Origin of the sequence: Qipengyuania pacifica, from assembly GCF_019711555.1 — a bacterium.
GTDB classification, from domain to species: Bacteria; Pseudomonadota; Alphaproteobacteria; order Sphingomonadales; family Sphingomonadaceae; genus Qipengyuania; species Qipengyuania pacifica.
In genome coordinates this window covers 42,031-64,084 of sequence record NZ_JAIGNQ010000002.1, presented here as the reverse complement: position 1 = coordinate 64,084, position 22,054 = coordinate 42,031, and the positions used below count along the sequence as shown (strand labels likewise).

Below are 22,054 nucleotides of genomic sequence, written 5' to 3'. Positions count from 1 at the left end.
ATCTCTAGGCATTCGTTTGCTCAGTGCAAACGCCTTGCAGACACTCGCAATTCCCCAGACCTGGCGTTAGGGCGACCGCGATGGTCATTTTTCGATATTCGCTGGCTGCCAGCCTGATCGCGGTCGCCGCCGCGACCCCCACATTCGCGCAGACCGATGAGCCTGTAATCATTGTGACCGGCACGGGGCTGGAAGCGACACCTGCTGCTCCAGCTTACGACACGCAGGAAATCGATCGCGACCAGTTGCTTTCCGTGCCGTCGGGGCGGATTGAGGATGCCCTTTCGTCTGTTGCGGGGTTCCAGCAGTTCCGCCGTTCGGACAGTCGTTCCGCGAATGCGTCCGCCCAAGGCGTGACACTGCGTGCTCTGGGCGGCAATGCGACCAGTCGGGCGCTCATCCTGCTCGACGGTGTGCCGATGAGCGATCCCTTTTTCGGCTATGTTCCTTTCAGCGCGCTTGCGCCGGAGCGTCTTTCGCAGATCCGCGTCACGCGGGGCGGGGGATCGGGGCCCTTCGGTGCAGGGGCGCTTGCGGGAACGATCGAACTGGAAAGCGCCGGGATCGTGGCACTGGACGGCGTCGCCGGTCAAATACTGGTCAATGATCGCGGGGAGACGGAAAGCTCTGCGAGCATCGGTTCGCGCTTGGGCGCTGGGTTTGCCGTGGTGTCGGGCCGCTGGGATCGTGGGAAGGGCTTCTTCACAACGCCCGCAGATGATCGTGTGCCGCAATCGGCGCGCGCTGCCTTCGATAGCTGGTCGACCCAATTGCGCGGCGTTGCGCCCCTCACAAACGATGTCGAGCTTCAATTTCGCGGCCTTGCTTACCGTGATGCTCGGACGTTGCGATTTGAAGGCGCCGACAGCACGATCGAAGGCCAGGATGCAAGCCTCCGGCTGATCGGTCGCGGCCGATGGCAATTCGATGCGCTGGCTTATGTCCAGGCACGCAATTTCACGAATGTCGTGATCAGCTCGAGCAGTTTCGCTCCGGTACTGGATCAGCGAAATACTCCGTCGACCGGTCTTGGCGGAAAATTCGAACTGCGCCCGCCGACCGGAGAAGACAATGTGCTGCGGTTGGGTGTCGACTATCGCCGATCGGATGGCGAATTGTTCGAAACGGCGATCAGCGCGTTTTCCGGCGCGGTCACGGCGCGGCGTAATGCTGGCGGCACAAACAGCGATCTTGGCCTCTTCATCGAGAATGACTGGACGCTTGGTGCCCTGACCCTGACTGGCGGCGCGAGGCTTGATCGCTGGTCGATCCGCGATGGTTTCTTCAGCGAGCGTGACGCCAATGGACTGCCCGTCGCCGCCGAAACCTTCGCCGACAGGGCCGGATGGGATGCCTCTTTTCGTGGGGGATTACTCCTCCGGCCATCCAACACACTAGCCCTCCGAGCCGCAGCATACTCCGGCCTTCGTCTGCCTACGCTTAATGAGCTTTACCGCCCGTTCGTCGTCTTCCCCGTCGTCACCCAGGCCAACGCCGGTTTGCGGAATGAGAGACTGGAAGGGTTCGAGGCCGGATTGGACGTAACGCCGACCGAAACCCTGTCACTATCCCTCACCGCATTCGACAACCGCGTAAAGAACGCGATAGCCAATGTGACGATTGATACTAACCTTCGCGAACGTCAGAATATTGATGCGATCCGTGCTCGTGGTATCGAGGCCGGAGCGAAGGCAGATCTGGGCAAGCTCAGCCTGAATACCTCTATCTCATGGACGGACGCCGAAACTCGCGGGTCGGGCTTTGCCGCAGCACTAGACGGTAACCGACCTGCCCAGACACCGCGCTTTGCGGGGCGCGCGACACTCGCATACCACCCCGCGATCGACTGGATCGTGTCGGCAACCGTCGGTCACGTTAGCACACAGTTCGAAGACGATCTGGAAATAGATAGGTTACCTGCTGCAACGACGCTCGACGCCTTTGCGCAGGTGCCGATCATGGGCAAGCTAAGCCTGGTTCTCCGCGGAGAAAACCTTACGGGCGAAACAATCGTCACTCGCAATCAGGGCGGTTCGATCGACCTGGGTGCCCCGCGCACGATATGGGGCGGTCTCCGCTACGGCTTTTGAGCGATCAGGTGGCATCGTCGACCGTGTTGGCGACCGATTTCAAATCATCGCCCACCCCGCGAACGGTGTTGCAGCCACCCAGAACGATGGTGGCCATGAAAAGAGCAGCAATGGTTGCGCGGCGCATTTGAGGAAATCCCGATATAGTTTTCAGACCGGTCGCAAAGGGCGACAACCTCCTATCGCGCAAGCAGGCTTGCTGCGCAATGAAGGGGTTGGGATGAAGTCATGAGGGAGCCAAGCCGAAGTCGATCAAAGGGCAACAGATTTACTCTCGAGCCCCGGCAATTTCCTTGTTATCCCGGCACGTTGCAATGAAAGCGCTCCAACGGCCCGTCGTATTTCATTGAAAGCGTGAATGCTGCGAATGCCAGAGTGCAAGCGCCTTGGGAATAATCCATTTAATAGGGACCTGGCGTTGCGCCTATTGGTTGATGCTTCCGGGCGGCCGATCGGAGCTTGTCCTGGGAGTAAATGAAAATGCCTTTCGACCGTCTCGTGAGCTTCCCGTGACCGGCAGCTTTGCGCAATTTTCCCTCCGTGTTCTGATAGCCATAGCATTGGTAGTTTGCGCTCTGCTGATCTGGCAGTTGCAAAGCGTTCTTCTGCTAATCTTCGCAGCGGTAGTGGTTGCCGTTGTACTCGACGCCTTTGGAAACGCGTTGCGGAAGCTGGCACCCGTGCCGGAAGGCGTTTCGCGTCTGCTGGTCGGCATTCTGATTGCGTCGGTGCTTATTGGCGCGGCGTTGTTGTTCGGTCGCCAGATATCCACCCAATTGTCCCAACTCGGCGACACGCTTCCCCCAGCTTGGGAGAATTTTGTCGACTGGGCAGGCCCCGACCGGGTTGAAAGCGTGATCGACGATTTCGCGCCTGACGGCACAAGCCTGGCCTCAATGGTGCAAACCATGTTCGGGGCGCTGACAGACGCGCTATCCGGTTTGGTGGTCGCGGTATTGGGCGGGGTCTATATCGCCATCAATCCCAAAACCTATCATAAAGGCGCCATCAGGCTCCTTCCGCAACGTGCGCGTGATCGTGTAGACGCAGCCAGCCGCAAAACGGGAAAGGCCTTACGCGACTGGTTGCTGGCCCAGCTCATTTCCATGCTCGCAACCTTCCTGGTCGTCTATATCGGACTGACACTGCTTGGCGTGCCGTCCGCACTGGCGCTGGCTATCTTGGCCGGGTTATTCGAGTTCGTGCCACTGCTGGGGCCGGTCTTGGGCGCAATACCTGCAGTTCTGATAGCAGGTACCGTTGGTATCGATACAGCGTTGTGGACCATCGGTTTCTTTATCGTTTGGCAGCAGATCGAGGGCAACGCTGTCGCTCCTCTGGCCATGAAATTTGCAGTCGAGATCCCTCCAGCAGTCACATTATTTTGCCTGCTGATTTTCGGAGTTTTGTTTGGTTTGCCCGGCCTCTTGCTGGGTGGCCCTTTGACCGTGGTGCTATGGATGACGATCAAGACGCTATGGGTCGAACCCCGAGCGTCTGGATAATCGCAACCTTCACGGCATTGGGTTGTCTCGACGGCTTGACTGGTGAAAAGGGAGAGGACTCTGCGTTATCGGCACTTCAGTGATAAGCGTAACGCCCATTTAACCGTACTCAGTGGTCACCCTACTCGTCTTTTTTCCCAGCATTATGTAGCAGGCGCGCCAAACAGATTGCAGAACCCCGTTCATGAGGGCGGCTGTAATCTTTGATGATCCAACCGCGCTGTGTCATGTGCCGACACTAAAAGGAGAGTGGGATGGGGCACGTAACTGCTACGATAGCGTGCCCATCTTGGGTGACGTGCAGCGCCTCCCTTTTTATTCAGGAGGTTATTCTACCGCTTTACTTTTGGCTTTTGTCCCACACGAATGCGACCGAGGGCAAAAGCGAACTGATGAGGGAGGGCGGTGAAATGCTTGAGGCCCGCAATGGCAATATTGCTCTCGACCTTTCGTTGCTGATTTTCGGCTTTGGTAGCGGGAATCAGCGATTAACGCTGCATCGTTGTTTGCCTCGCGCTAGCTTGGAGAAAGTCAAGGTTTTGGGAAATGAAAGATGAACGAGACGCACACGGACACTATTCCATCTGACCTTATAGGGCGACAAATGGACGACGCAAGGACGTCACTAGAGAAACGTCGACTGGCTTACACATCATTTTGGAAGAGAATGAAGAGCCAGATGTGATGATCGACGCAATCGCGCCATTTATGCAGAATTATTTAAAGGCTGAAATTAGTAAAGTTCGTCGCGCGACGACCCTCACGGCTTCTCGAAGGCGCACTTCAAAGATGCCAGAAAATCGGTATAGTATTCTATTTTTTGCCGAGGCTGTAGCAGCATGATTGCTAGCGAGGCCGCTGATAGCGTGCAGTGTCGTGACGCATCACGTCGTCTTGGCCTTGCTCTCACGTATGGTTCGAATAACAATAAGCTTGAAATTTGGTGCGCTGATACAGGCCACTCGTAAATGCTCACCTACTATAAGCGGCGCGACAAGGCGTATCTTAAAAAAGCCAATGACGTTTTGCTGGACGAACTGCAGTTGGTCTTTTCTGAGTGAGTTATGGCCCACGACAGCAACCTGCGCTTACTCGGCTCACGCTGCCCCAGCGTCCGCTCCCGTAAATTGCGCAGAGCCGCACCAATGCGTTTTTGCATGGCCTTCTGTAAGTTGCTTTCGTTCAAGTTAAGGTCTCGCTCGGTCATGAGGCGCAGAATGATCGCTTTCGCGTCAATAAGCCCCTCCTTCGCAGCATGGTTAGGATCACCCGCGTTCCCAGTCTTTTAAAAGTCTCATGATGTGGCGGGAGCGGCTTAGGCATTATCTCGTCAAGCTGTATATTCGGAACGAACATCTTCAGGAACGCGTCTATGTGGCCCATGTCGATGAAGGCTTGCCGAAATTGATCCTGCAGAGCGTCGATCTGTCCGGCGAATTCGCCCGCATGCTTAAAGCGGTGATTGGTTGCGGGTATTTGGTGCGTCGGCTACATATTGCCGTTTTTCCTTTGCCGTGGAGCTTGGTAAAGAGGTTGTTGGTCGTCGTCTGCGCGTTCGACGCAAAAGCCAAGGGAGTCGAGTCGGTGTGGAGGCGCGATCAACAAATGCTGTATGCGAAAAAAAACCACCGTTTCCAGTGCGTCATCATGGTCGGGGAAAGATTCGACCCCAGAATAGCTCTCGGTCGAAACCCCAGATTTTCGCGGGCTTCAAACAACCGTCCTCCCCTTGTGTAGGCTTATGTGTATGTGCCCAGTGCATACTTTGATCGCTCCACATTGCAACAAATCGAAGAAGTTTGTTGGATATCGAAGCCCCTTCGGCACCGCCTGCGTGTTAGTCAACGTTCAACAAGGGTGGACGGTAGAACGTTTTTGCTGCTCACGTGCCAACAAGCCTTGATATCGACGTCGACTTTTAATGAGCATGTCCACGCTCATCCCGACCAAAACTATACAAGATCGAGCAAAATTCAGCGTAGGCTCCGACGCCTCAACCTGGGATTTCTAACGTGGGCTAGGATTGTGCTAGCTCCATTCAACTTGCCGAATCGCCAAGGCGAAGTAGCCCGTTAAAACATTGTTGATCGCAGGGTCGACGGATAACGGGCAATATTGCTCCATGATGCATCAGATCCGGTCGCAATCGGAAAGTAACGCCTTACAGGGGAGAAGCAATCCGAGATCCCAAGTAAAGCGTTATGATCTTGAGCATCGTTGGAGGTGGATGTTTCCTTTAAGCTGACGAGCGTTGTCATGGTCCCATGCACTTCGTCCACTGGCACGCGTCGAGCCAAGGTCTCGTGCGCAATGATCGTCTCCGAACCGCCTCAACTCACACACGGGGTTTGAAATAATTAGCCTTTAATCGCCACCGCTACGACTTGGGCAAACGGGATGCGCAGCAGATCGGTTCGCACCGTCAGCGTTGGATCAGTCGCGCCGAATACCGCCCTGATCTGCTCCGGGCTTCTGACGTGCTGGCCTCGGTCGCTCTTGACGATGTAGCGCGAAACAGCACCCTGTCCCAAGACCAGCGTGGGATCTATAGACACAAAACGGCCCCCAGGCCGCAAACGTTTTATGGCCCCAGAAATCAAGCTGCTGGCGAGCAGGTCTGGGATATGATGCAGAACCCCGAATGCATATGCGACATCGTAATTCTCTCCGAGATCGACAGATGGGTCGGAAGCGTCACCCAAAATAAAGCGGGCGCGTTTTCCGTGACTTTTTCGCGCGGTGGCGACATAAGCGGCGTTGATGTCGACCCCGGTCACATGCGTATCTGTGGGCAAGAATGGAATGATTGCGCCGGTGCCGCAGCCGATGTCGAGCAAGCAGTCGCCTTGTATTGGACGAATCCATTCGTTCACGAAAACGGATTTGGCATGATTTGCGCCCACAGCGGCCTGGTACGCGTTGAACAGAGCCGGAATTGCAAGGACCCGGCGAGCTAGGGCGATCATGAAATCGCTCCTACGATGATCCAGCCGATGCCAGCCAAAATTAACGCCGATCCGCCCAACATCGCCAGAGTGGCTTCCTCGTTCAGCAGCAAAATCCCAGCCAGCATTACCAGCACGAATGTAAGCGCAGTAAATGGATAGACCAGGCTGAGCGGCGCGCGCGACATCGCATAAATCCAAGACGCACTGCCAAATCCATATAATAAAAGTCCGCCGATCATCCGGCCATTGACGAAGTCCAGCAGCGCTACACTGCCACTCGCACCCAGTTTCAGGAGCAAAGTGCCTGCTGCAGCACACAGCGATCCCGCGATCAGCGCCACGAACACCGCCGCGCCGATGCTTTCGGACGTAGGCAGGGGGCCGAGTGCGTCCAAACCGTTTATGGCAGAACCGCTCACGCTGCACACCGCCGGATTGCACGAGCCTTGCGATCGGCGTTCTTGCTGGCGAGATAGGTTACCAGCCAGATCGGCATGCTAGTGATAGCTGCGCGGCGCAGCCGCCAGCTGATCGATCCATAATCGCGCAGCGGCTCGTCATTGGCCACGCACGCTGCCAGAACATCCTCCGCGAGCCGTTCCTTTCCGGCAGCGTTTGCGTAGATAATGCTGTTGTAGCGATACCAGCGCTGCACGTCAGCATTCTCGGCCAACTGCGGCCTTAACCAGTCATAAGCGAAATATCCGCGCGCGGCGAACTTCTGCCGCCAGTAATCCAGCGGTTGCTCGTTGACGTGATGCTCTCCACCCTGACCCGGTACCGCAGCCGAGAACAGGATCACGTCGCCATGGGCTGCGAGGGTATCCACCAAGCAATCCGCATCGGCTTTGGCTAGATGTTCAGCCACTTCGAGCGACTGCACCAAATCGAAGCGCCGCCCAAGGCGGAGCGGAGTGGAGAGGTCATGCGGCACGAACTTGTCTGCTGGGATCAACAATGCATCCCTCGGTGCATAGGATCCATCCACCGCTACAATGTCGGCGACACCGCTGGCCAGCCACTCGGAAGCCCACGCGCCAACACCCGCCCCTACATCGAGCAGGCTACCGATTGGCAGTGCGCCATGCAGCAGCGGGATGAATGCGCGGGCTGATCGCCGCGAGCCTGCGTTGATATAATCGTAGAACTCGGAGGAATAGACATGGTACATCGCAAAGCTCCGTTTTGGCCGACCGAACTCATCTGACATCAAAGTTAATTTTCAGTTTAGCGAACGGCATCTCAGGCAATTGTTAACCATTGAAAGCTAGCGAACAGAGGACACAATTCTATGGGGTCATGATGAACGACATGAGCTTCGGGCAGCCGCTCTCTCGAGCATGCGGTCCCAACACAGATGAGTTTCTCACTGAGTACCGTCGCGAGACAGCATTCCGGCTTTCCTTGCAGGAGCCGGTCCAGCTCTCGATCGTCGTGCCATGCTACAACGAAGAAGATTGCATAAATGCGCTGTACGACCGTCTTTGCGGGGCAGCGCGAGCCGCGGTTGGCGAAGACTTCGAAATCGTCTTGGTCGATGATGGCTCGCGGGACCACACCTGGCGAATTATTCGTGCGCTGGGCGAAACTGACTCTCGTGTATGCGCCGTTCGGCTGTCGCGCAACCATGGCCATCAGATTGCCCTGTCGGCTGGGCTGGACCAGTGCCGGGGGGAACTGATTTTAATTATCGATGCCGACTTGCAGGATCCGCCGGAACTGCTGGGGGCCATGATTGGCAGGTTGCGGGAAGAAGAAGCTGACGTTGTGTACGGCGTGCGTTCACACCGGCAGGGCGAGACTGCTATGAAGCGCACGATGGCAAAAGTGTTCTATCGTCTGCTCGCACGTATGTCTGACGGTGTCGAAATCCCTCTCGACACTGGTGATTTCCGGCTCATGACACGCCGCGCGCTCGATGTGCTGCAATCGATGCCCGAACAATCGCGCTTCATTCGAGGGATGGTGGCCTGGATTGGCTTCCGCCAAGTGGCCTATAGCTACGCGCGAGACGAGCGGCTGGCGGGCACGACCAAGTACCCATTCATGAAGATGTGCCGCTTGGCAATCGATGCGCTTACCGGCTTCTCGGTCGCGCCGCTGCGCATGGCGAGCTATGCCGGTCTGGCGCTCTCGATAGTTGCGGTGATCCTCATCGGCTATGCTTTGACCGGATGGTTTGGGGGGCGCGCGGTCGAGGGATGGACATCGCTGATGATAGTCAGCCTGGTTATGGGGTCGGTGCAGATGTTCGTGCTGGGCGTTATCGGCGAATATATCGGGCGCATATACAACCAAGCGAAAAACCGGCCGCTGTATATCGTGAGTGAGATGGTTGGGAAGCCGCGTATGAGTGCCGGGCGCCGGGTGGAAGGTCTCGGCATCGTTGCGCCACCAGACGCTTTGAATTGTCGCACATGACATCGCCAGATGGTCTACGACGAAGCGAGACGCCGCATCGCTTCCTGTGCATAGTCATCGTAGGTTTCCTGCTGTCGCTGACGGCGGGAATGCTTGTGCCAGTCTATTCTGACGAAACCGGCTGGCGATTCTTAGAACGCGCCGGGATTGATGCGTTTGACGGTCTTTTCAGTGATGTATGTGGCCTAAATACAATCGCAAAACCACCGTGGTTCATCATGCCGGTACGCTGGTTCAGCGTAGCAACCAACAGCGCATTTGCCGCACCCGTTTATGTGCGCATGGCTGGGGTCGCTTGCGCGTTGGCTTGGGCTGGCTTGTTGTGGCTTCTTTTGAGCAAATTAGAAGCGGATAAGAAACGTAGGCTTCTGCTTGGCGTCGCAGCGTTCGGGTTGCTCGGCCTCGGCACGCTTCCGTTCTTACTGACGCTCAGCCGCCCGGAACAGCCAATAATGCTGAGTACGATTTTAATGCTGCTGCTCGTTTTTTCCCGTCCACCGCAAGCAACCGGTCCCAAAATGGCGGCGCTCAAGGTAATGGGTATCCTCGCACTTAGCGTGATTGCGCAAAGCTATCACATGAAAGGCGTACTTTATGCATCGGTTGGGTTTGCGGCGATCTTGGTGTGCGCGCGTGGCAGGGCCACGATCGCGCCGCGGATGATCGGTATTCTTGCGCTGGCGGCTCTGGCAATGTGCTCTGCGGCGTATTGGACCGGGCGGATGAGGTGCCCCGACGATGAGCGGCTGGCGGCCATGTATGGCAGAGAAAACATCGTATCGACTTTATTCGCGCAGCATGATTTTATCGATGTCACGAATACGCTGGCAAGCGGGCTTAACCCGTTGAACTACGTCATGCTGGCGGTGCCTACGGCGAATCCAATGTCTCATTGGCTAACGCCGGGTCTGATCCAGCCCGCGGTTTCGACTGTTTTCGCCGTTATCCTGCTTATTTTCTGGACATTTGCCATCGGCAGCACACTGTGCACACTCGGCCACTCTATCAGGATCAAGTCTTGGACTGCCCTGGCGGAACCCCGCCTAGTAATGGCAACTTCCTTGCTCGGTGCGGTGACGGTTTGGGGTGTGAGCCAGCTTAACCGTAACGTGTACGAAGCCGCTCACGTACTGCCTTCACTGGTACTTGCGATGATCCTGTCACTAACTTTGCCAAGCGTGCCTTGGAACGGAGCCATCAAATGGCTGCAGCGTTTCGCAGTACTGCTGATGCCCACCGCGCTGACGAGCCAGGTAGTAATCTTGGCCAGCTTCGGCCCGCCAATGTTTGCGCAGATCGGGCAGGCCGGATATATTGACGACCAGCCTTTTTCCGTATCGATTGGCAATTATGCTGAAGTGAGGCGATCGATCGCCTCGGCCATGCAACGTGCCGGAATCCCCAGCGACCGACGCTTGAACCGTGTGCTGGTCGATGAAATGACCTATTTCGCCCTGCACGACAGTAGGATGCCGCTTCACCGGCTCGGTGTTCTTTCGGTGTGGAACGGTAACCTCAAAGACCCGGTCGCCTATCTGCGCAGCCGGAATTCGGACGGGATTGTCTTGGGGTGCCATCATCTCGATGAGCGGCTTAGGAAAGTGGCTGCGAAGTCTGGGCCAATTTGTGCAGTCTCTCGCACAACTTTGAACATGCTGGCGCAGACCTGAGGGGTAGGGACCGATTGCGAATAAAGTCGGAGAGCATCGGCCTTATCCAAGCTGAGTAAACCGGGCTGTCTTGGCATTGTAGAAGCAATTAGAGAAATGCCGCCCGCGTGGGTCAAGAACAGAGTAGAGCGGCTTTCGCGTGGATTCACCAGTGTCGAGTGACGGGAAGCCCCCCGCGTGAGTGCTATGATTACGCATGCTGGTTCTCCCTTTCAACAAAGCTGGGAGGAACGGTAAGCGCAGCGGAGCGGCTGATGCAGCGGATGCATGCTACCCGCGGACTTCCGGTGATCCGGCCTCATGAGAGTGGCGGCACCTTGTTGCTCCGAGCCGTGCAAAGTTCTTATGACCAAGGCAGCCTGCTCGCGTCCCGTCCTTAAGCACATTTGAGCAAGTAATTGGGACAACGGATTACGCGCGGGCAGTACAACTAGAATCGTCGGCTTGTCTGAGTGTTTAAGTACTCATGCAATGGTTTGGCTGCCTTGAACTCAGCTCGCGCTGTTAGGAACGCCTAAATCAGATATTAAGCGCCGATGACGGGCTGACGCGACCCTTGAGCGCGCTTCAATCGGAAGCAGGCAGATGGGGGGAGGGGCAAGAGCACTACGTCAAGTCTTTCAGTTTTTGATCAACTTAGAATAGCGTTTAGCATTTGTGCCGGACTGCACGTGGCCTATCATATCGGCACGGAGTATTTCATTCAAACCGTCGACCTCGCAGAACGACGAGCCAAGGGCGCCAGTGGATTCAATATCGGGCCGTCTGCCCTTATCGTTCACTTCCACGCCCATTCGATCGAAAATCCACTGGACCATGTGTCGCCTGGCATGATCGTAGAATTGCGCGCCGCCTCGCTTGTTCTTGAAAAGATAAAGTTCGGGAAATAAAGCGGTGTGGCCTTCCTTGCCATGAGCGCCGACGTAATCGAGAAACCAAGGCGGATGAGCTCGTTGTGGAGCGGTATTTTGCGCTTGCGGGCCAGTCTTTTTTCACCGCTTTTTTCTCCATCCCGACCACGACGCCGCGAAGGTATATTGCCATGCCATGTGAGCCTTGGCTGCGAGGAGCCGGGCGGGGCAAGATGCGAGCACAAAGTGTGGCACAATTTGAGGCCCAATCGGCGCGCAAGATTCCCGATCGATTTCCTCGGCTGAATGAAAACGGCGGAATTCTGCGGCTTATTATCGGAAACGAAGAAAAATGGTCGGGGAGAGAGGATTCGAACCTCCGGCCCCTGCCTCCCGAAGACAGTGCTCTACCAGGCTGAGCTACTCCCCGACCGGATGCTTGCGGGGCGAACCCCGCGAGGCAGAGGCGGGCCTATAGGTGTGGATTGCCATGCGTGCAAGCGGGCAATTTGCACATTCTCGCGCTAGCGTTAAAGCCTTGCTCAAAACAAAGCCGAGCCAATGTCAAACATCCACTACGAACAGCAATATCTCGACCTGATGCGCCGCATATGGTCCGATGGTGATGAGCGCGAGGATCGCACTGGCGTCGGCACGCGTTCCATATTCGGCGCGACATTGAGGTTCGACCTCTCGGCAAATGCCATGCCGCTTATCACTACCAAGCGCGTGTACTGGAAGACGGCCACGCGCGAGATGTTGTGGTTCCTAACGGGCGAAACCAATATTCGTCCGCTCGTACGGCAAGGGGTAAAGATCTGGAACGAGTGGCCCCACGCGCGATATGTGAAGGAAACGGGCGACAACATCACGCTGGACGATTTTGTCGAGCGCATTGCCGATGACGCTGCGTTTGCGGAACGCTGGGGTGATCTCGGTCCGGTGTACGGGAAGCAGTGGGTCGATTGGCCGACCTATCGCAAACGCGAAGATGGGCTCTATGAGGCCGGTCCGGGAATAAATCAGGTCGCTGACCTGGTTCATTCAATCAGAACGAACCCGGGCAGTCGACGCCATATCGTTGAGGGTTGGAACGTCGCGGAGATCGACGAGATGGCGCTTCCGCCCTGTCACAAGACCTATCAGTTTCATGTCGCGGGTGGGCGGCTGAACTGTTGTCTTTACCAGCGTAGCTGCGATGTTGCGCTCGGCCTGCCGTTCAATCTCTGGTCCGCTGCTTTGCTCACTAGAATGTTGGCCCAGCAAGTAGAGCTCGATGTGGGGGAACTGGTTTGGATGGGCGGCGATACGCATCTCTATCTCAATCACAACGATCTCATTGAAGAGCAATTGTCACGGGAACCGCAAGGGAACCCAACGCTTGAGGTAGTGCGGCGCCCGGCTACGATATTCGATTACAGGATCGAAGATTTCGCAGTTCACAATTATACGCCGCACGGGCCCATCAAAGCGCCCGTCGCGGTGTGATCCGGCGCTGACTTGACCGCATCCCACTCGTGAAATAAAATAACGCGAAAGCGTAAGATTGCGTCTGGGAGACGATTCTATGGCCGAACGGCCCGAGGGTAGTGCAGTGGAGGGTGATAATCGCCCGAAACTTTCGTTGCATGTTCCCGAACCTAAATTCCGGCCCGGAGATACGGTCGACTTCTCGCATATAAATGTGCCCGAAGCGGGGAGCATGGCACGTCCCGACGAGACCTGCGACCCGAGCGAAATGCGCGATATGGCGTTTGGCTTGGTGCGCGTACTCGGCGAGGACAATCAGGCGCATGGGGCGTGGAACCCGAAACTCGATCCGGATACGCTGCGTAAAATGCTCGGTCACATGGCAATGACGCGCGCTTTTGACGAGCGTATGTTCCGAGGTCAGCGGCAGGGCAAAACCAGCTTCTACATGAAGTGCACGGGCGAAGAGGCGACGAGCGTCTCGGCCAGCATGGCCTTGGCTGCGGACGATATGGTCTTCCCGAGCTATCGCCAACAGGGAATCCTGATCCAGCGCGGCTACCCGATGATCGAGATGATCAACCAGATCTATTCGAACAAGGGCGACAAGCTGAAGGGCCGTCAGCTCCCGATCATGTATTCGAGCCGCGAGCACAGCTTCTTTACCATCAGCGGCAATCTGGCCACGCAGACGCCGCAGGCGGTAGGCTGGGCAATGGCAAGCGCAATGAAGGGTGACAGCCGGATTGCGGCCACCTGGGTTGGTGAGGGCAGTACCGCAGAAGGCGACTTCCATTCTGCCTGCACCTTTGCGACCGTGTATAATGCACCGGTTATCCTCAACATTATCAACAACCAGTGGGCCATCTCCAGCTTCAGCGGCTTTGCTGGTGCCGAACGGACCACGTTTGCTGCCCGTGCGCTGGGCTATGGCCTCGCCGGCTTGCGCGTCGATGGAAACGATGCGCTGGCGTGTTACGCGGCGGAGAGGTGGGCGGCCAACCGGGCGCGGGCGAACGCCGGGCCGACGCTGATCGAGTTCTTCACCTACCGCGCGGAGGGGCACTCCACCTCGGACGATCCGACCGGTTATCGCAGTGCGCAGGAGCGCACCGAGTGGCCGCTGGGCGACCCGGTGACACGCCTCAAGGACCATTTGATCGCGATCGGCGAATGGGACGAGGATCGGCAGGAAAAGATGGATCTGGAGGCGGCGGAACACGTCAAGAAGGTCACCAAGGAAGCCGAAGCAAACGGCATCCTTGGGCATGGTCTCCACCACCCGTTCCGGACCATGTTCGAGGACGTGTTCGAAGAGCTTCCCTGGCATCTCAAGGAGCAGAGCAAGCAGGCGATCCGCGAGCGCGAGATCAAGTTTCCGGGAGGGCTCGACCAGTGAGCGCCGACGCGAACACATGTCAATCAAACGTTTCATCCGGCACCGAACGCCGGCTGAACATGATCGAAGCGATCAATGAAGCGCTCGATGTGTCGATGCAACGCGATGACGACGTTGTCGTCATGGGCGAAGACGTCGGCTATTTCGGCGGGGTGTTTCGCTGCACGGCGGGTCTGCAGGAGAAATACGGCAAGACCCGGGTCTTCGACACGCCGATCAATGAGTGCGGCATCATCGCGGTAGCGGTGGGGATGGGGGCCTATGGCTTACGCCCCGTGCCTGAAATCCAGTTCGCCGATTACATTTATCCCGGTCTCGACCAGCTGATCAGCGAAGCGGCCCGGCTACGGTATCGCTCGGCCGCGGAATATATCGCTCCGATGACGGTGCGCAGCCCGTTCGGCGGCGGCATCTTTGGCGGACAGACGCACAGCCAGAGCCCTGAGGCGATCTTTACGCACGTGTCGGGCCTGAAGACGGTTATTCCGGCGACGCCTTACGATGCCAAGGGGCTGCTGATTTCCTGCATCGAGGATAACGATCCGGTGATCTTCTTCGAGCCGAAGCGGATCTACAACGGTCCGTTTTCCGGTTATTACGACAAGCCGGTGCAGCCCTGGAAGAAGTTCGACGCCAGCGTGGTGCCCGAAGGTTACTACAAGATCCCGCTGGGCAAGGCGCGTCAGGTTACCGAAGGCGAGCAGCTCACCATTCTGGCTTACGGAACCATGGTCCACGTGGTCGAAGCCGTGTGCAAGGAGAAGGGCGTCGAAGCCGACATCCTCGATCTGCGCACGCTGGTGCCGCTGGACATCGAGGCGATCGAAGCATCGGTCGAGCGTACTGGCCGGTGCCTGATCGTCCATGAGGCGACCCGCACGAGCGGCTTTGGCGCCGAACTCTCCGCATTGGTGACGGAGCGCTGCTTCTATCACCTCGAAGCCCCGGTCGAACGCGTTACCGGCTTCGACACACCCTATCCCCACAGCCTCGAATGGGCCTATTTTCCCGGCCCGGTCCGCATCGGCGAGGCCATCGACAAGATCCTCAAGGACTGATCCCCATGGCGAAATTCACCTTCAACATGCCCGATATCGGCGAAGGCATCGCCGAGGCCGAAATCGTGCAGTGGCACAAGCAGGTCGGCGATACGATCACTGAAGACGAGGAATTCGTCGACATGATGACCGACAAGGCCACCGTGCCCATGGAAAGCCCGGTGACCGGCAAGATTCTCGAAGTCGCGGGCGGCGAGGGCGACATGGTGTCGATCGGCTCCATGCTCGTCGTGATCGAAGTCGAAGGCGAATTGCCCGACGAGGTGATCGAGGAAAACGAGGCGGCGGCCGATGCAGCGCCTGCGCCGAAAGACGACGAGGTAGAAGAGCGGATCGAAGTCGAAAATCCCGATCCATCGGATGCCGACGACGCGATGGCCGCCGATCCGAGCCCGCCGCCAGCGCCCGCCCCGACGCCTGCCCCTGCACCGAAGCAGAAGACCGACACGCCGGTTCTGGCAACGCCTGCCGTTCGCAAGCGGGCACGCGATCTCGGTGTCGATCTGGCACAGGTGAAGCCGGCCGAGGATGGCCGCGTTCGTCATGGCGATCTGGATCAGTTTCTGTCTTATACCTCGGGTTATGGCGCCGCTGCCAAGACCCGCCAGGACGAAGAGAAGAAGGTCATCGGCATGCGCCGCCGCATTGCCGAGAACATGGCCGCGTCGAAGCGCAACATCCCGCACTTTTCCTACGTGGAAGAATGCGATGTGACTGCGCTGGAAGAACTGCGTGGGCAGCTCAATTCCAACCGCGGCGATAAGCCCAAGCTGACGCTGCTTCCGCTGCTGATCACCGCGATCTGCAAGACATTGCCCGATTTCCCGATGATCAACGCACGGTACGACGATGAAGCGGGCGTGGTGACGCGGTATGGCGCGGTGCATCTTGGCATGGCCGCACAGACCGATGCCGGTCTGATGGTGCCCGTCATCAAGAATGCTCAGGCCAAGAACCTGTGGCAGTTGGCCAATGAAATTACGCGTCTGGCCGAGGCAGCCCGAAATGGCACCGCCAAATCGGAAGAGCTGCAAGGTGGGACACTGACGGTGACATCGCTCGGACCGCTTGGCGGGGTAGCGACGACACCGGTCATCAATCGTCCGGAAGTTGCCATCATCGGCCCGAACCGCATCATCGAACGCCCGATGTATGTGACCGGGACGGATGGCGTCGAGCGCATCGAAAAGCGCAAGCTGATGAATATCTCGATCAGTTGCGATCATCGCGTTGTCGATGGTTGGGATGCGGCAAGCTTCATACAGCAGCTGAAGAATCTGCTCGAAAAGCCTGCTCTGATCCTGGTGGACTGACGCGATTAGCTGGCCTCGCTGGCTGGCGAGCGCAGAGTCGCAAAGCGTCTGATAAAATATGCCCGGTGCGTGGGTTGCGATTTAGCAGCCCCGCGCCGGGCGCCTTCGTTTGTCCAGAATGGTTTGTAAAATCCCGGCAGCCCCATTTGGATCGGGCAACCCATTCGGAAATAACGATAAATTCCGGTCCGCGACGATGGGATGCATGATATCGGCATAGGACATTGGCTGAATTATGCCGCGATCCAACGCGCTGAATTGTGGTAAAACTGGAGGTCGAAAAATGCCCGCACAAAAAGAGCAAAAAAGCGTCACATCGGCCATTGACAGGAATCGGACCCGCCCGTAGATGCGCGGCTCCCAAGTGGCTGCGCGGGTGTAGCTCAGTTGGTTAGAGTGTCGGCCTGTCACGCCGAAGGTCGCGGGTTCGAGTCCCGTCACTCGCGCCACTTGGGAATTTTCTCTACAATTCGACTATCGTCAAAGCGCCTTGTTTGAAGGTGTGCCGACGACCTATCGCGCGCTCTTCCCGAACGGCGTTACATGGCGCTCGACATGCGCCGGGGATCAACCCCAGCGGCCGGTTTCCATCCAGATGAGAAAGCGCCTGAGCGGCAGCAGCCAAATCAGGCCCAGAATGATGTAAATGAGCGTCTGGACCAGCGTAGGCCAATCGCCGATCACACCGGGGGCATAACGCGCGATGACAATCCCGTAGATCGCCAGCACCACCAGCAGGCCGAGAATGCCGACGGGAATGCGCCAGGTCGGTTCTTTCCTCATGCGAAAGGTCCGTACATGCGCGTGGGTGTTACGACCGCCCCGAGGGGTATGTCGTGCGGCTCTGTGGGCAGCGTGTCGACAAGCTGACAGTCCCAGGCGAGCCCGACCGTTGTCGTACCGGGATGCGCAGCAAGCCAGCGGTCATAGTGGCCGCCACCCTGACCGAGGCGACCGCCGGCTTCGGTAAAGCCGACCAACGGTACGAACAGGACGTCGGGGACGATTTCTTCCGTCGCAGTCGTCGGCTGCTTGATGCCGAAGGGCCCCGTTTCAAGATCGCTTTCATCGTGAGGATCCACGAAGCGGCGGAATTGCATCCGCGTATTCATGGCCGAAAAATGCGGCAACGAGATATCGTGCCCCTGTTCGAAGAAATAGCGTGCGTAGGCCGCTGTCGGCGCTTCGGAAGAGCCGGCGTGATAAAGCCCGATGGTCGCATCGTCCGGTATCATTTCGATGAGGGGGGCAGGCGGGCGCATGAACACCAGCGTGCGCATGCTATCGGGAAGGGCGGCCACGTGTTCACGCCGTTTGGCGCGAAGCTGCTTTCTGAGATCGTTCTTGGTCACACACAGGTCCTTATCGGCAGATCACTCCGGCGTCCAAGGGATCAACGATGGCAAGGGATGGTGAGTGGCGGAACCACCATGGGTCGTTTCCGGCGAAATCCTCTGACGCGAAAACGTCAGGTGGGTACCGTTTGCCCCAATCCCACGGCCGAACCGGTGGACCAGGGCAGGGACAGCTCCCATGGATTGCTTATAGCCTCAGGGATATTCATGCGGCTCGTGCCGGGCAGTCCCGCCATGCCCTATTTAGGAGGTACTGCCGCTACCCTCAAGGGTGGAAGCGGCATTCTCGAGCGCGATGGCCATGCGTTCGAGCTGATTGCCCAGACGATCCGTGTCGAAACCAGGTTCTGCGGCCGGTGAAGGCCTGTCCCGTGCTTCTTCCACTTCGTCGGCAAGTATGAGCGCGGCGAACAGCAGGTTCTTGGCATCGTTACTGGACAGATTATTGCCCATCGCACTCAGTTTGCCATCGATCACGCTGGCAAGGTGCCGAACATGATCTTCCTGCCCATCGGCACAAGAGACGGTATAGTTGCGGCCACCGATCGAAAGGGTGACGTCGCTCATCGCTTCAGACCTTCGATGAGATCGTCGAGTTGCGAAATGCTGCCCGACACCCGTTTGCGCAGCGTTTCATAGCGTTCGGCCAGTTCGGCATCGCCCGCGTCTGTCGCTGCAGTCGAATGGGAGGCCAGGGCGGCCTGCGTTTCGATCCGCGCAAGCGCGCGATCGATGCGGTCCATGGCATTTTTGATGCGGTCGGAACTCATAAGGCGTGCAGAATACCGATTTTGCCGCGGCGAGGCAAAGGTTTGCAGCCGCCTGTTGATAAGTGAAGTGAAGGGGGCGGTAGCTGTGAATGCCCACCTGCGCGGGTTGACCTTGCGCGCGCGCTCCGCGAAGGCTTCGCGCGCGTCGAATCGGCCCCTTTTTCCGGAGAAATTTCCCATGAGTCTCGCCACATCTCGCATGGTCCCGATGGCCAACGCCATCAGGGCACTTTCGATGGATGCGGTACAGGCTGCAAACTCAGGGCATCCGGGAATGCCGATGGGTATGGCCGATGTGGCGACCGTGTTGTGGAGCGAGTATTTAAAGCATGATCCCAAGGCCCCCGGCTGGGCCGATCGGGACCGCTTCGTGCTGTCGGCCGGACACGGTTCGATGCTGATTTATTCTCTTCTTCATCTGTCGGGTTACGAACGTCCCACGATGGAAGACATCCGCAATTTCCGTCAGATCGGCAGCCCTTGCGCGGGGCATCCGGAAAACTTCCTTCTCGACGGCGTGGAAAGCACGACCGGTCCGCTGGGCCAGGGTCTGGCGATGTCCGTCGGAATGGCCATGGCCGAACGTCATCTCAATGCGACGTTTGGTGACGAGATCGTCGATCATCGCACTTGGGTGATTGCCGGTGACGGTTGCCTGATGGAAGGCATCAATCACGAAGCGATCGGCCTTGCCGGGCACCTCAAGCTGGGCCGTCTGACAGTGTTCTGGGACGACAACAACATCACCATCGACGGGACGACCGACCTTTCGACCAGCGAAAACATCAAGGCGCGTTACGAAGCGACCGGATGGCATGTAGTTAGCTGCGATGGCCACGATTTCGACGACATTCGCCGGGCGATCGACGAGGCGGTCGCCGATGAACGCCCGTCGCTCATCGCCTGCAAAACGGTGATCGGAAAGGGAGCGCCCAACAAGCAGGGAACTAGCGCGACGCACGGCGCACCACTGGGCGACGACGAAATTACCGCGGCGCGCGGTGTACTGGGCTGGGAATCGGCACCTTTCGAAATTCCCGAAGAGGTGCTGTCGGACTGGCGCGGCACAGCGGATGACGGCGCGCGGGCGCACAGCGAATGGCAGATGCGCCTCGACGGGTATGCGCAGAAGGCAGAGTTCCAGCGCCGGATGGCGGGCGAGCTGCCCAAGGACTTCAGCCTCGACAAATATATCAAGGGGTTGATCGATCAACCTCAGAAGATTGCAACGCGCAAGGCCAGCGAAATGGCCCTGGCGGAAATCAACACCGGCCTTCCCGAAACGATTGGCGGCAGTGCCGACCTTACCGGTTCGAACAACACCAAGGCAGGCGGTATCGGCCCGTTCACGGCCGATGATTACAGCGGCCGCTATGTCTATTACGGTATTCGCGAATTCGGCATGGCCGCAGCGATGAACGGCATGGCACTGCACGGCGGCGTCATTCCTTATGGCGGTACGTTCTTGGTGTTCACCGATTATTGCCGTGCGGCCATCCGGCTGTCGGCCCTGCAGCAGGCGCGGGTCGTTTATGTCATGACCCATGACAGCATCGGACTGGGGGAAGACGGCCCGACCCACCAGCCCATCGAGCATGTCCAGTCGCTGCGCATGATGCCCAATCTGCTGGTCATGCGCCCCGCCGATGCGGTCGAAACCGCGGAGTGCTGGGACATCGCGCTGCGCCAGCCCGATCGCCCGACGGTGCTCGCGCTGAGCCGCCAGAACCTGCCGCAAATGCGGACGCACCAGCTCTCCGAAAACATGACCGGGCGCGGTGGTTACCGGCTCAAGGCGGCGCAGGCTGCGCGGCGTGTCATCCTGATTGCGACCGGATCAGAGCTGCATGTGGCGATGGAATGCGCAGAAAAGCTGGAAGCGGACGGTATCGGTGCCGATGTCGTATCGATGGTGTGCACGCAGCTTTTCGACGAGCAGGACGAGGCTTATCGCGCAGACATTCTTCCGGATGTTTCGCCCGACGAGGTTTTGCGGGTGAGCATCGAAGCGGGCACCACCTTCGGGTGGGATCGCTATACGATGACCAATGGCTTGCGCATCGGGATCGATCGGTTCGGTGCTAGCGCACCCGCCGAAGATCTGTTTGAAAAATTCGGCCTCACTGCGGACGCGATCGTTCCGCAAATCATGAATAAACTGAACGCTTAAGCAGGAGTTCTTTCCAATGGCGACCAAGGTTGCAATCAACGGTTTCGGACGTATCGGCCGCCTCGTGGCGCGCGCCATTCTCGAGCGCGACGACCACGATCTGGACCTCGTCAGCATCAACGATCTGGCGGATACGAAATCGAACGCGATCCTGTTTCAGTACGATTCGACGCACGGGCGCTTCCCCGGCACCGTCGAAGTGGGCGACAACGCGATCATCGTGAACGGCAAGTCGATCGCCGTGACCAGCGAGCGTGATCCCGGCAAGCTGCCGCATGGCGAGCAGGGCGTGGACATCGTGCTGGAATGCACCGGTTTCTTCCAGTCGGACGAGGCGTGCCGCCCGCATCTCGATGCAGGCGCCAAGCGCGTACTGATCTCAGCCCCGGCAAAGGGTGTTTCGGCGACGATCGTGTTCGGCGTCAACGATGAAACGCTGACCGCGGAAGACGTGATCGTCTCCAACGCCAGCTGCACGACCAACTGCCTCTCGCCGATGGCCAAGGTGCTGCATGAAACCGTCGGTATCGAGCGTGGTTTCATGACCACGATCCACAGCTACACTAACGACCAGCGCATGCTCGATCAGATGCATGGCGACATGCGCCGCGCACGCGGCGGGGCGCAGAACATGATCCCGACAACGACCGGCGCTGCCCGCGCGGTTGGCCTCGTGCTGCCCGAACTGGCAGGCAAGCTCGACGGGTCGAGCGTGCGTGTGCCGACGCCGAATGTCAGCCTTGTCGATCTCGTCTTCACCCCCGGCCGCGACACCAGCGCCGAGGAACTGAATGCGGCGCTTAAGGAGGCGGCGGAAGGCAAGATGAAGGGCGTGCTCGATTACACCGACCAGCCGCTCGTCTCCTCGGACTTCAACCATTATCCTGCCAGCTCGACCATCGATAGCCTCGAAACCAGCGTGATGGAGGGCAAGCTTGCCCGCGTCGTGAGCTGGTACGACAACGAATGGGGCTTCTCCAACCGCATGATCGACACCGCCGGCGTGATGGCGAAGTTCCTCTAAGGACATTGGC

At 58.1% G+C, this 22,054-nt stretch carries 20 protein-coding genes, 2 tRNA genes and 1 other RNA gene; 13 read left to right on the top strand and 10 right to left on the bottom strand.

Going from position 1 to position 22,054, the window contains the following annotated elements:
* Positions 1-80: 80 nt before the first annotated feature.
* Positions 81-2,090: a TonB-dependent receptor plug domain-containing protein gene (locus tag K3177_RS05605; protein WP_221597512.1), complete on the top strand. Its 2,010-nt coding sequence runs from the start codon at positions 81-83 to the stop codon at positions 2,088-2,090.
* A gap of 4 nt (positions 2,091-2,094) precedes the next feature.
* On the opposite strand, the gene K3177_RS15435 is transcribed toward K3177_RS05605, so the two are convergent.
* Positions 2,095-2,217 (bottom strand): hypothetical protein, encoded by a 123-nt coding sequence (locus tag K3177_RS15435; protein ID WP_255407927.1) that lies wholly within the window; start codon positions 2,215-2,217, stop codon positions 2,095-2,097.
* A gap of 307 nt (positions 2,218-2,524) precedes the next feature.
* Between K3177_RS15435 and K3177_RS05600 the strand changes: the two genes are divergently transcribed.
* Together K3177_RS05600 and K3177_RS05595 are read left to right on the top strand one after the other, a co-directional pair.
* Entirely contained in the window at positions 2,525-3,595 is a 1,071-nt protein-coding gene (locus K3177_RS05600; RefSeq protein WP_247714349.1) for an AI-2E family transporter, read from the top strand.
* A gap of 1,374 nt (positions 3,596-4,969) precedes the next feature.
* Positions 4,970-5,332, top strand: coding sequence for a hypothetical protein (locus K3177_RS05595; protein ID WP_221597510.1), 363 nt, complete (start codon positions 4,970-4,972; stop codon positions 5,330-5,332).
* Positions 5,333-5,952: 620 nt separating this feature from the next.
* On the opposite strand, the gene K3177_RS05590 is transcribed toward K3177_RS05595, so the two are convergent.
* The 3 genes from K3177_RS05590 to K3177_RS05580 are packed head-to-tail and all read right to left on the bottom strand — an operon-like array spanning position 5,953 to position 7,714.
* Complete coding sequence (locus K3177_RS05590) at positions 5,953-6,561, bottom strand: class I SAM-dependent methyltransferase (RefSeq protein WP_221597509.1); 609 nt, start codon at positions 6,559-6,561, stop codon at positions 5,953-5,955.
* Positions 6,558-6,962, bottom strand: coding sequence for a DMT family transporter (locus K3177_RS05585; RefSeq protein WP_221597508.1), 405 nt, complete (start codon positions 6,960-6,962; stop codon positions 6,558-6,560). Before K3177_RS05585 ends, K3177_RS05590 begins: the two co-directional genes overlap by 4 nt.
* A complete protein-coding gene (locus K3177_RS05580) occupies positions 6,959-7,714 on the bottom strand; it encodes a methyltransferase domain-containing protein (protein ID WP_221597507.1) in 756 nt (251 codons plus the stop codon). Before K3177_RS05580 ends, K3177_RS05585 begins: the two co-directional genes overlap by 4 nt.
* 131 nt (positions 7,715-7,845) lie before the next feature.
* On the opposite strand from K3177_RS05580, the gene K3177_RS05575 reads away from it, so the two are divergent.
* The 3 genes from K3177_RS05575 (at position 7,846) to K3177_RS05565 (ending at position 11,524) form a co-directional block, all read left to right on the top strand.
* Positions 7,846-8,964, top strand: a complete 1,119-nt coding sequence (locus tag K3177_RS05575) for a glycosyltransferase family 2 protein (protein WP_247714311.1) — start codon at positions 7,846-7,848, stop codon at positions 8,962-8,964.
* A complete protein-coding gene (locus K3177_RS05570; protein ID WP_221597506.1) occupies positions 8,961-10,634 on the top strand; it encodes a hypothetical protein in 1,674 nt (557 codons plus the stop codon). The genes K3177_RS05575 and K3177_RS05570 overlap by 4 nt, the downstream gene beginning before the upstream one ends.
* A gap of 671 nt (positions 10,635-11,305) precedes the next feature.
* Complete coding sequence (locus K3177_RS05565) at positions 11,306-11,524, top strand: hypothetical protein (RefSeq protein WP_221597505.1); 219 nt, start codon at positions 11,306-11,308, stop codon at positions 11,522-11,524.
* A gap of 314 nt (positions 11,525-11,838) precedes the next feature.
* Here K3177_RS05565 and K3177_RS05560 read toward each other — a convergent pair.
* Positions 11,839-11,915, bottom strand: a tRNA-Pro gene (locus tag K3177_RS05560).
* Positions 11,916-12,046: 131 nt separating this feature from the next.
* Between K3177_RS05560 and thyA the strand changes: the two genes are divergently transcribed.
* The 5 genes from thyA (at position 12,047) to K3177_RS05535 (ending at position 17,174) form a co-directional block, all read left to right on the top strand.
* The gene (gene thyA / locus K3177_RS05555; RefSeq protein ID WP_221597504.1) at positions 12,047-12,973 is read left to right on the top strand and encodes a thymidylate synthase; all 927 of its coding nucleotides are present in this window, start codon (positions 12,047-12,049) and stop codon (positions 12,971-12,973) included.
* 79 nt (positions 12,974-13,052) lie between these two features.
* Entirely contained in the window at positions 13,053-14,354 is a 1,302-nt protein-coding gene (locus K3177_RS05550; RefSeq protein WP_103023331.1) for a 3-methyl-2-oxobutanoate dehydrogenase (2-methylpropanoyl-transferring) subunit alpha, read from the top strand.
* Between the two features lie 59 nt (positions 14,355-14,413).
* The gene (locus tag K3177_RS05545) at positions 14,414-15,412 is read left to right on the top strand and encodes an alpha-ketoacid dehydrogenase subunit beta (RefSeq protein ID WP_103023473.1); all 999 of its coding nucleotides are present in this window, start codon (positions 14,414-14,416) and stop codon (positions 15,410-15,412) included.
* Positions 15,413-15,417: 5 nt separating this feature from the next.
* Entirely contained in the window at positions 15,418-16,725 is a 1,308-nt protein-coding gene (locus K3177_RS05540) for a dihydrolipoamide acetyltransferase family protein (protein ID WP_221597503.1), read from the top strand.
* Between the two features lie 372 nt (positions 16,726-17,097).
* Positions 17,098-17,174: transfer RNA gene (locus K3177_RS05535), tRNA-Asp, on the top strand.
* Positions 17,175-17,292: 118 nt separating this feature from the next.
* On the opposite strand, the gene K3177_RS05530 is transcribed toward K3177_RS05535, so the two are convergent.
* The 5 genes from K3177_RS05530 to K3177_RS05515 all read right to left on the bottom strand — a co-directional run bounded on the left by K3177_RS05530 (position 17,293) and on the right by K3177_RS05515 (position 18,850).
* On the bottom strand, positions 17,293-17,508 hold the full coding sequence (locus tag K3177_RS05530; RefSeq protein WP_221597502.1) for a DUF2842 domain-containing protein: 216 nt from the start codon (positions 17,506-17,508) through the stop codon (positions 17,293-17,295).
* The gene (locus K3177_RS05525; RefSeq protein ID WP_221597501.1) at positions 17,505-18,077 is read right to left on the bottom strand and encodes a 5-formyltetrahydrofolate cyclo-ligase; all 573 of its coding nucleotides are present in this window, start codon (positions 18,075-18,077) and stop codon (positions 17,505-17,507) included. Before K3177_RS05525 ends, K3177_RS05530 begins: the two co-directional genes overlap by 4 nt.
* A 66-nt stretch (positions 18,078-18,143) precedes the next feature.
* Positions 18,144-18,313, bottom strand: a non-coding RNA gene (ssrS, locus tag K3177_RS15620) — 6S RNA.
* Positions 18,314-18,323: 10 nt separating this feature from the next.
* Positions 18,324-18,647, bottom strand: coding sequence for a cell division protein ZapA (locus tag K3177_RS05520; protein ID WP_221597500.1), 324 nt, complete (start codon positions 18,645-18,647; stop codon positions 18,324-18,326).
* Positions 18,644-18,850, bottom strand: a complete 207-nt coding sequence (locus K3177_RS05515) for a hypothetical protein (RefSeq protein WP_103023474.1) — start codon at positions 18,848-18,850, stop codon at positions 18,644-18,646. The genes K3177_RS05520 and K3177_RS05515 overlap by 4 nt, the downstream gene beginning before the upstream one ends.
* 199 nt (positions 18,851-19,049) lie before the next feature.
* On the opposite strand from K3177_RS05515, the gene tkt reads away from it, so the two are divergent.
* Positions 19,050-21,020: a transketolase gene (tkt, locus tag K3177_RS05510; protein WP_420493668.1), complete on the top strand. Its 1,971-nt coding sequence runs from the start codon at positions 19,050-19,052 to the stop codon at positions 21,018-21,020.
* Between the two features lie 16 nt (positions 21,021-21,036).
* Positions 21,037-22,044 (top strand): type I glyceraldehyde-3-phosphate dehydrogenase, encoded by a 1,008-nt coding sequence (gap, locus tag K3177_RS05505; protein WP_221597498.1) that lies wholly within the window; start codon positions 21,037-21,039, stop codon positions 22,042-22,044.
* Positions 22,045-22,054 lie beyond the last annotated feature (10 nt).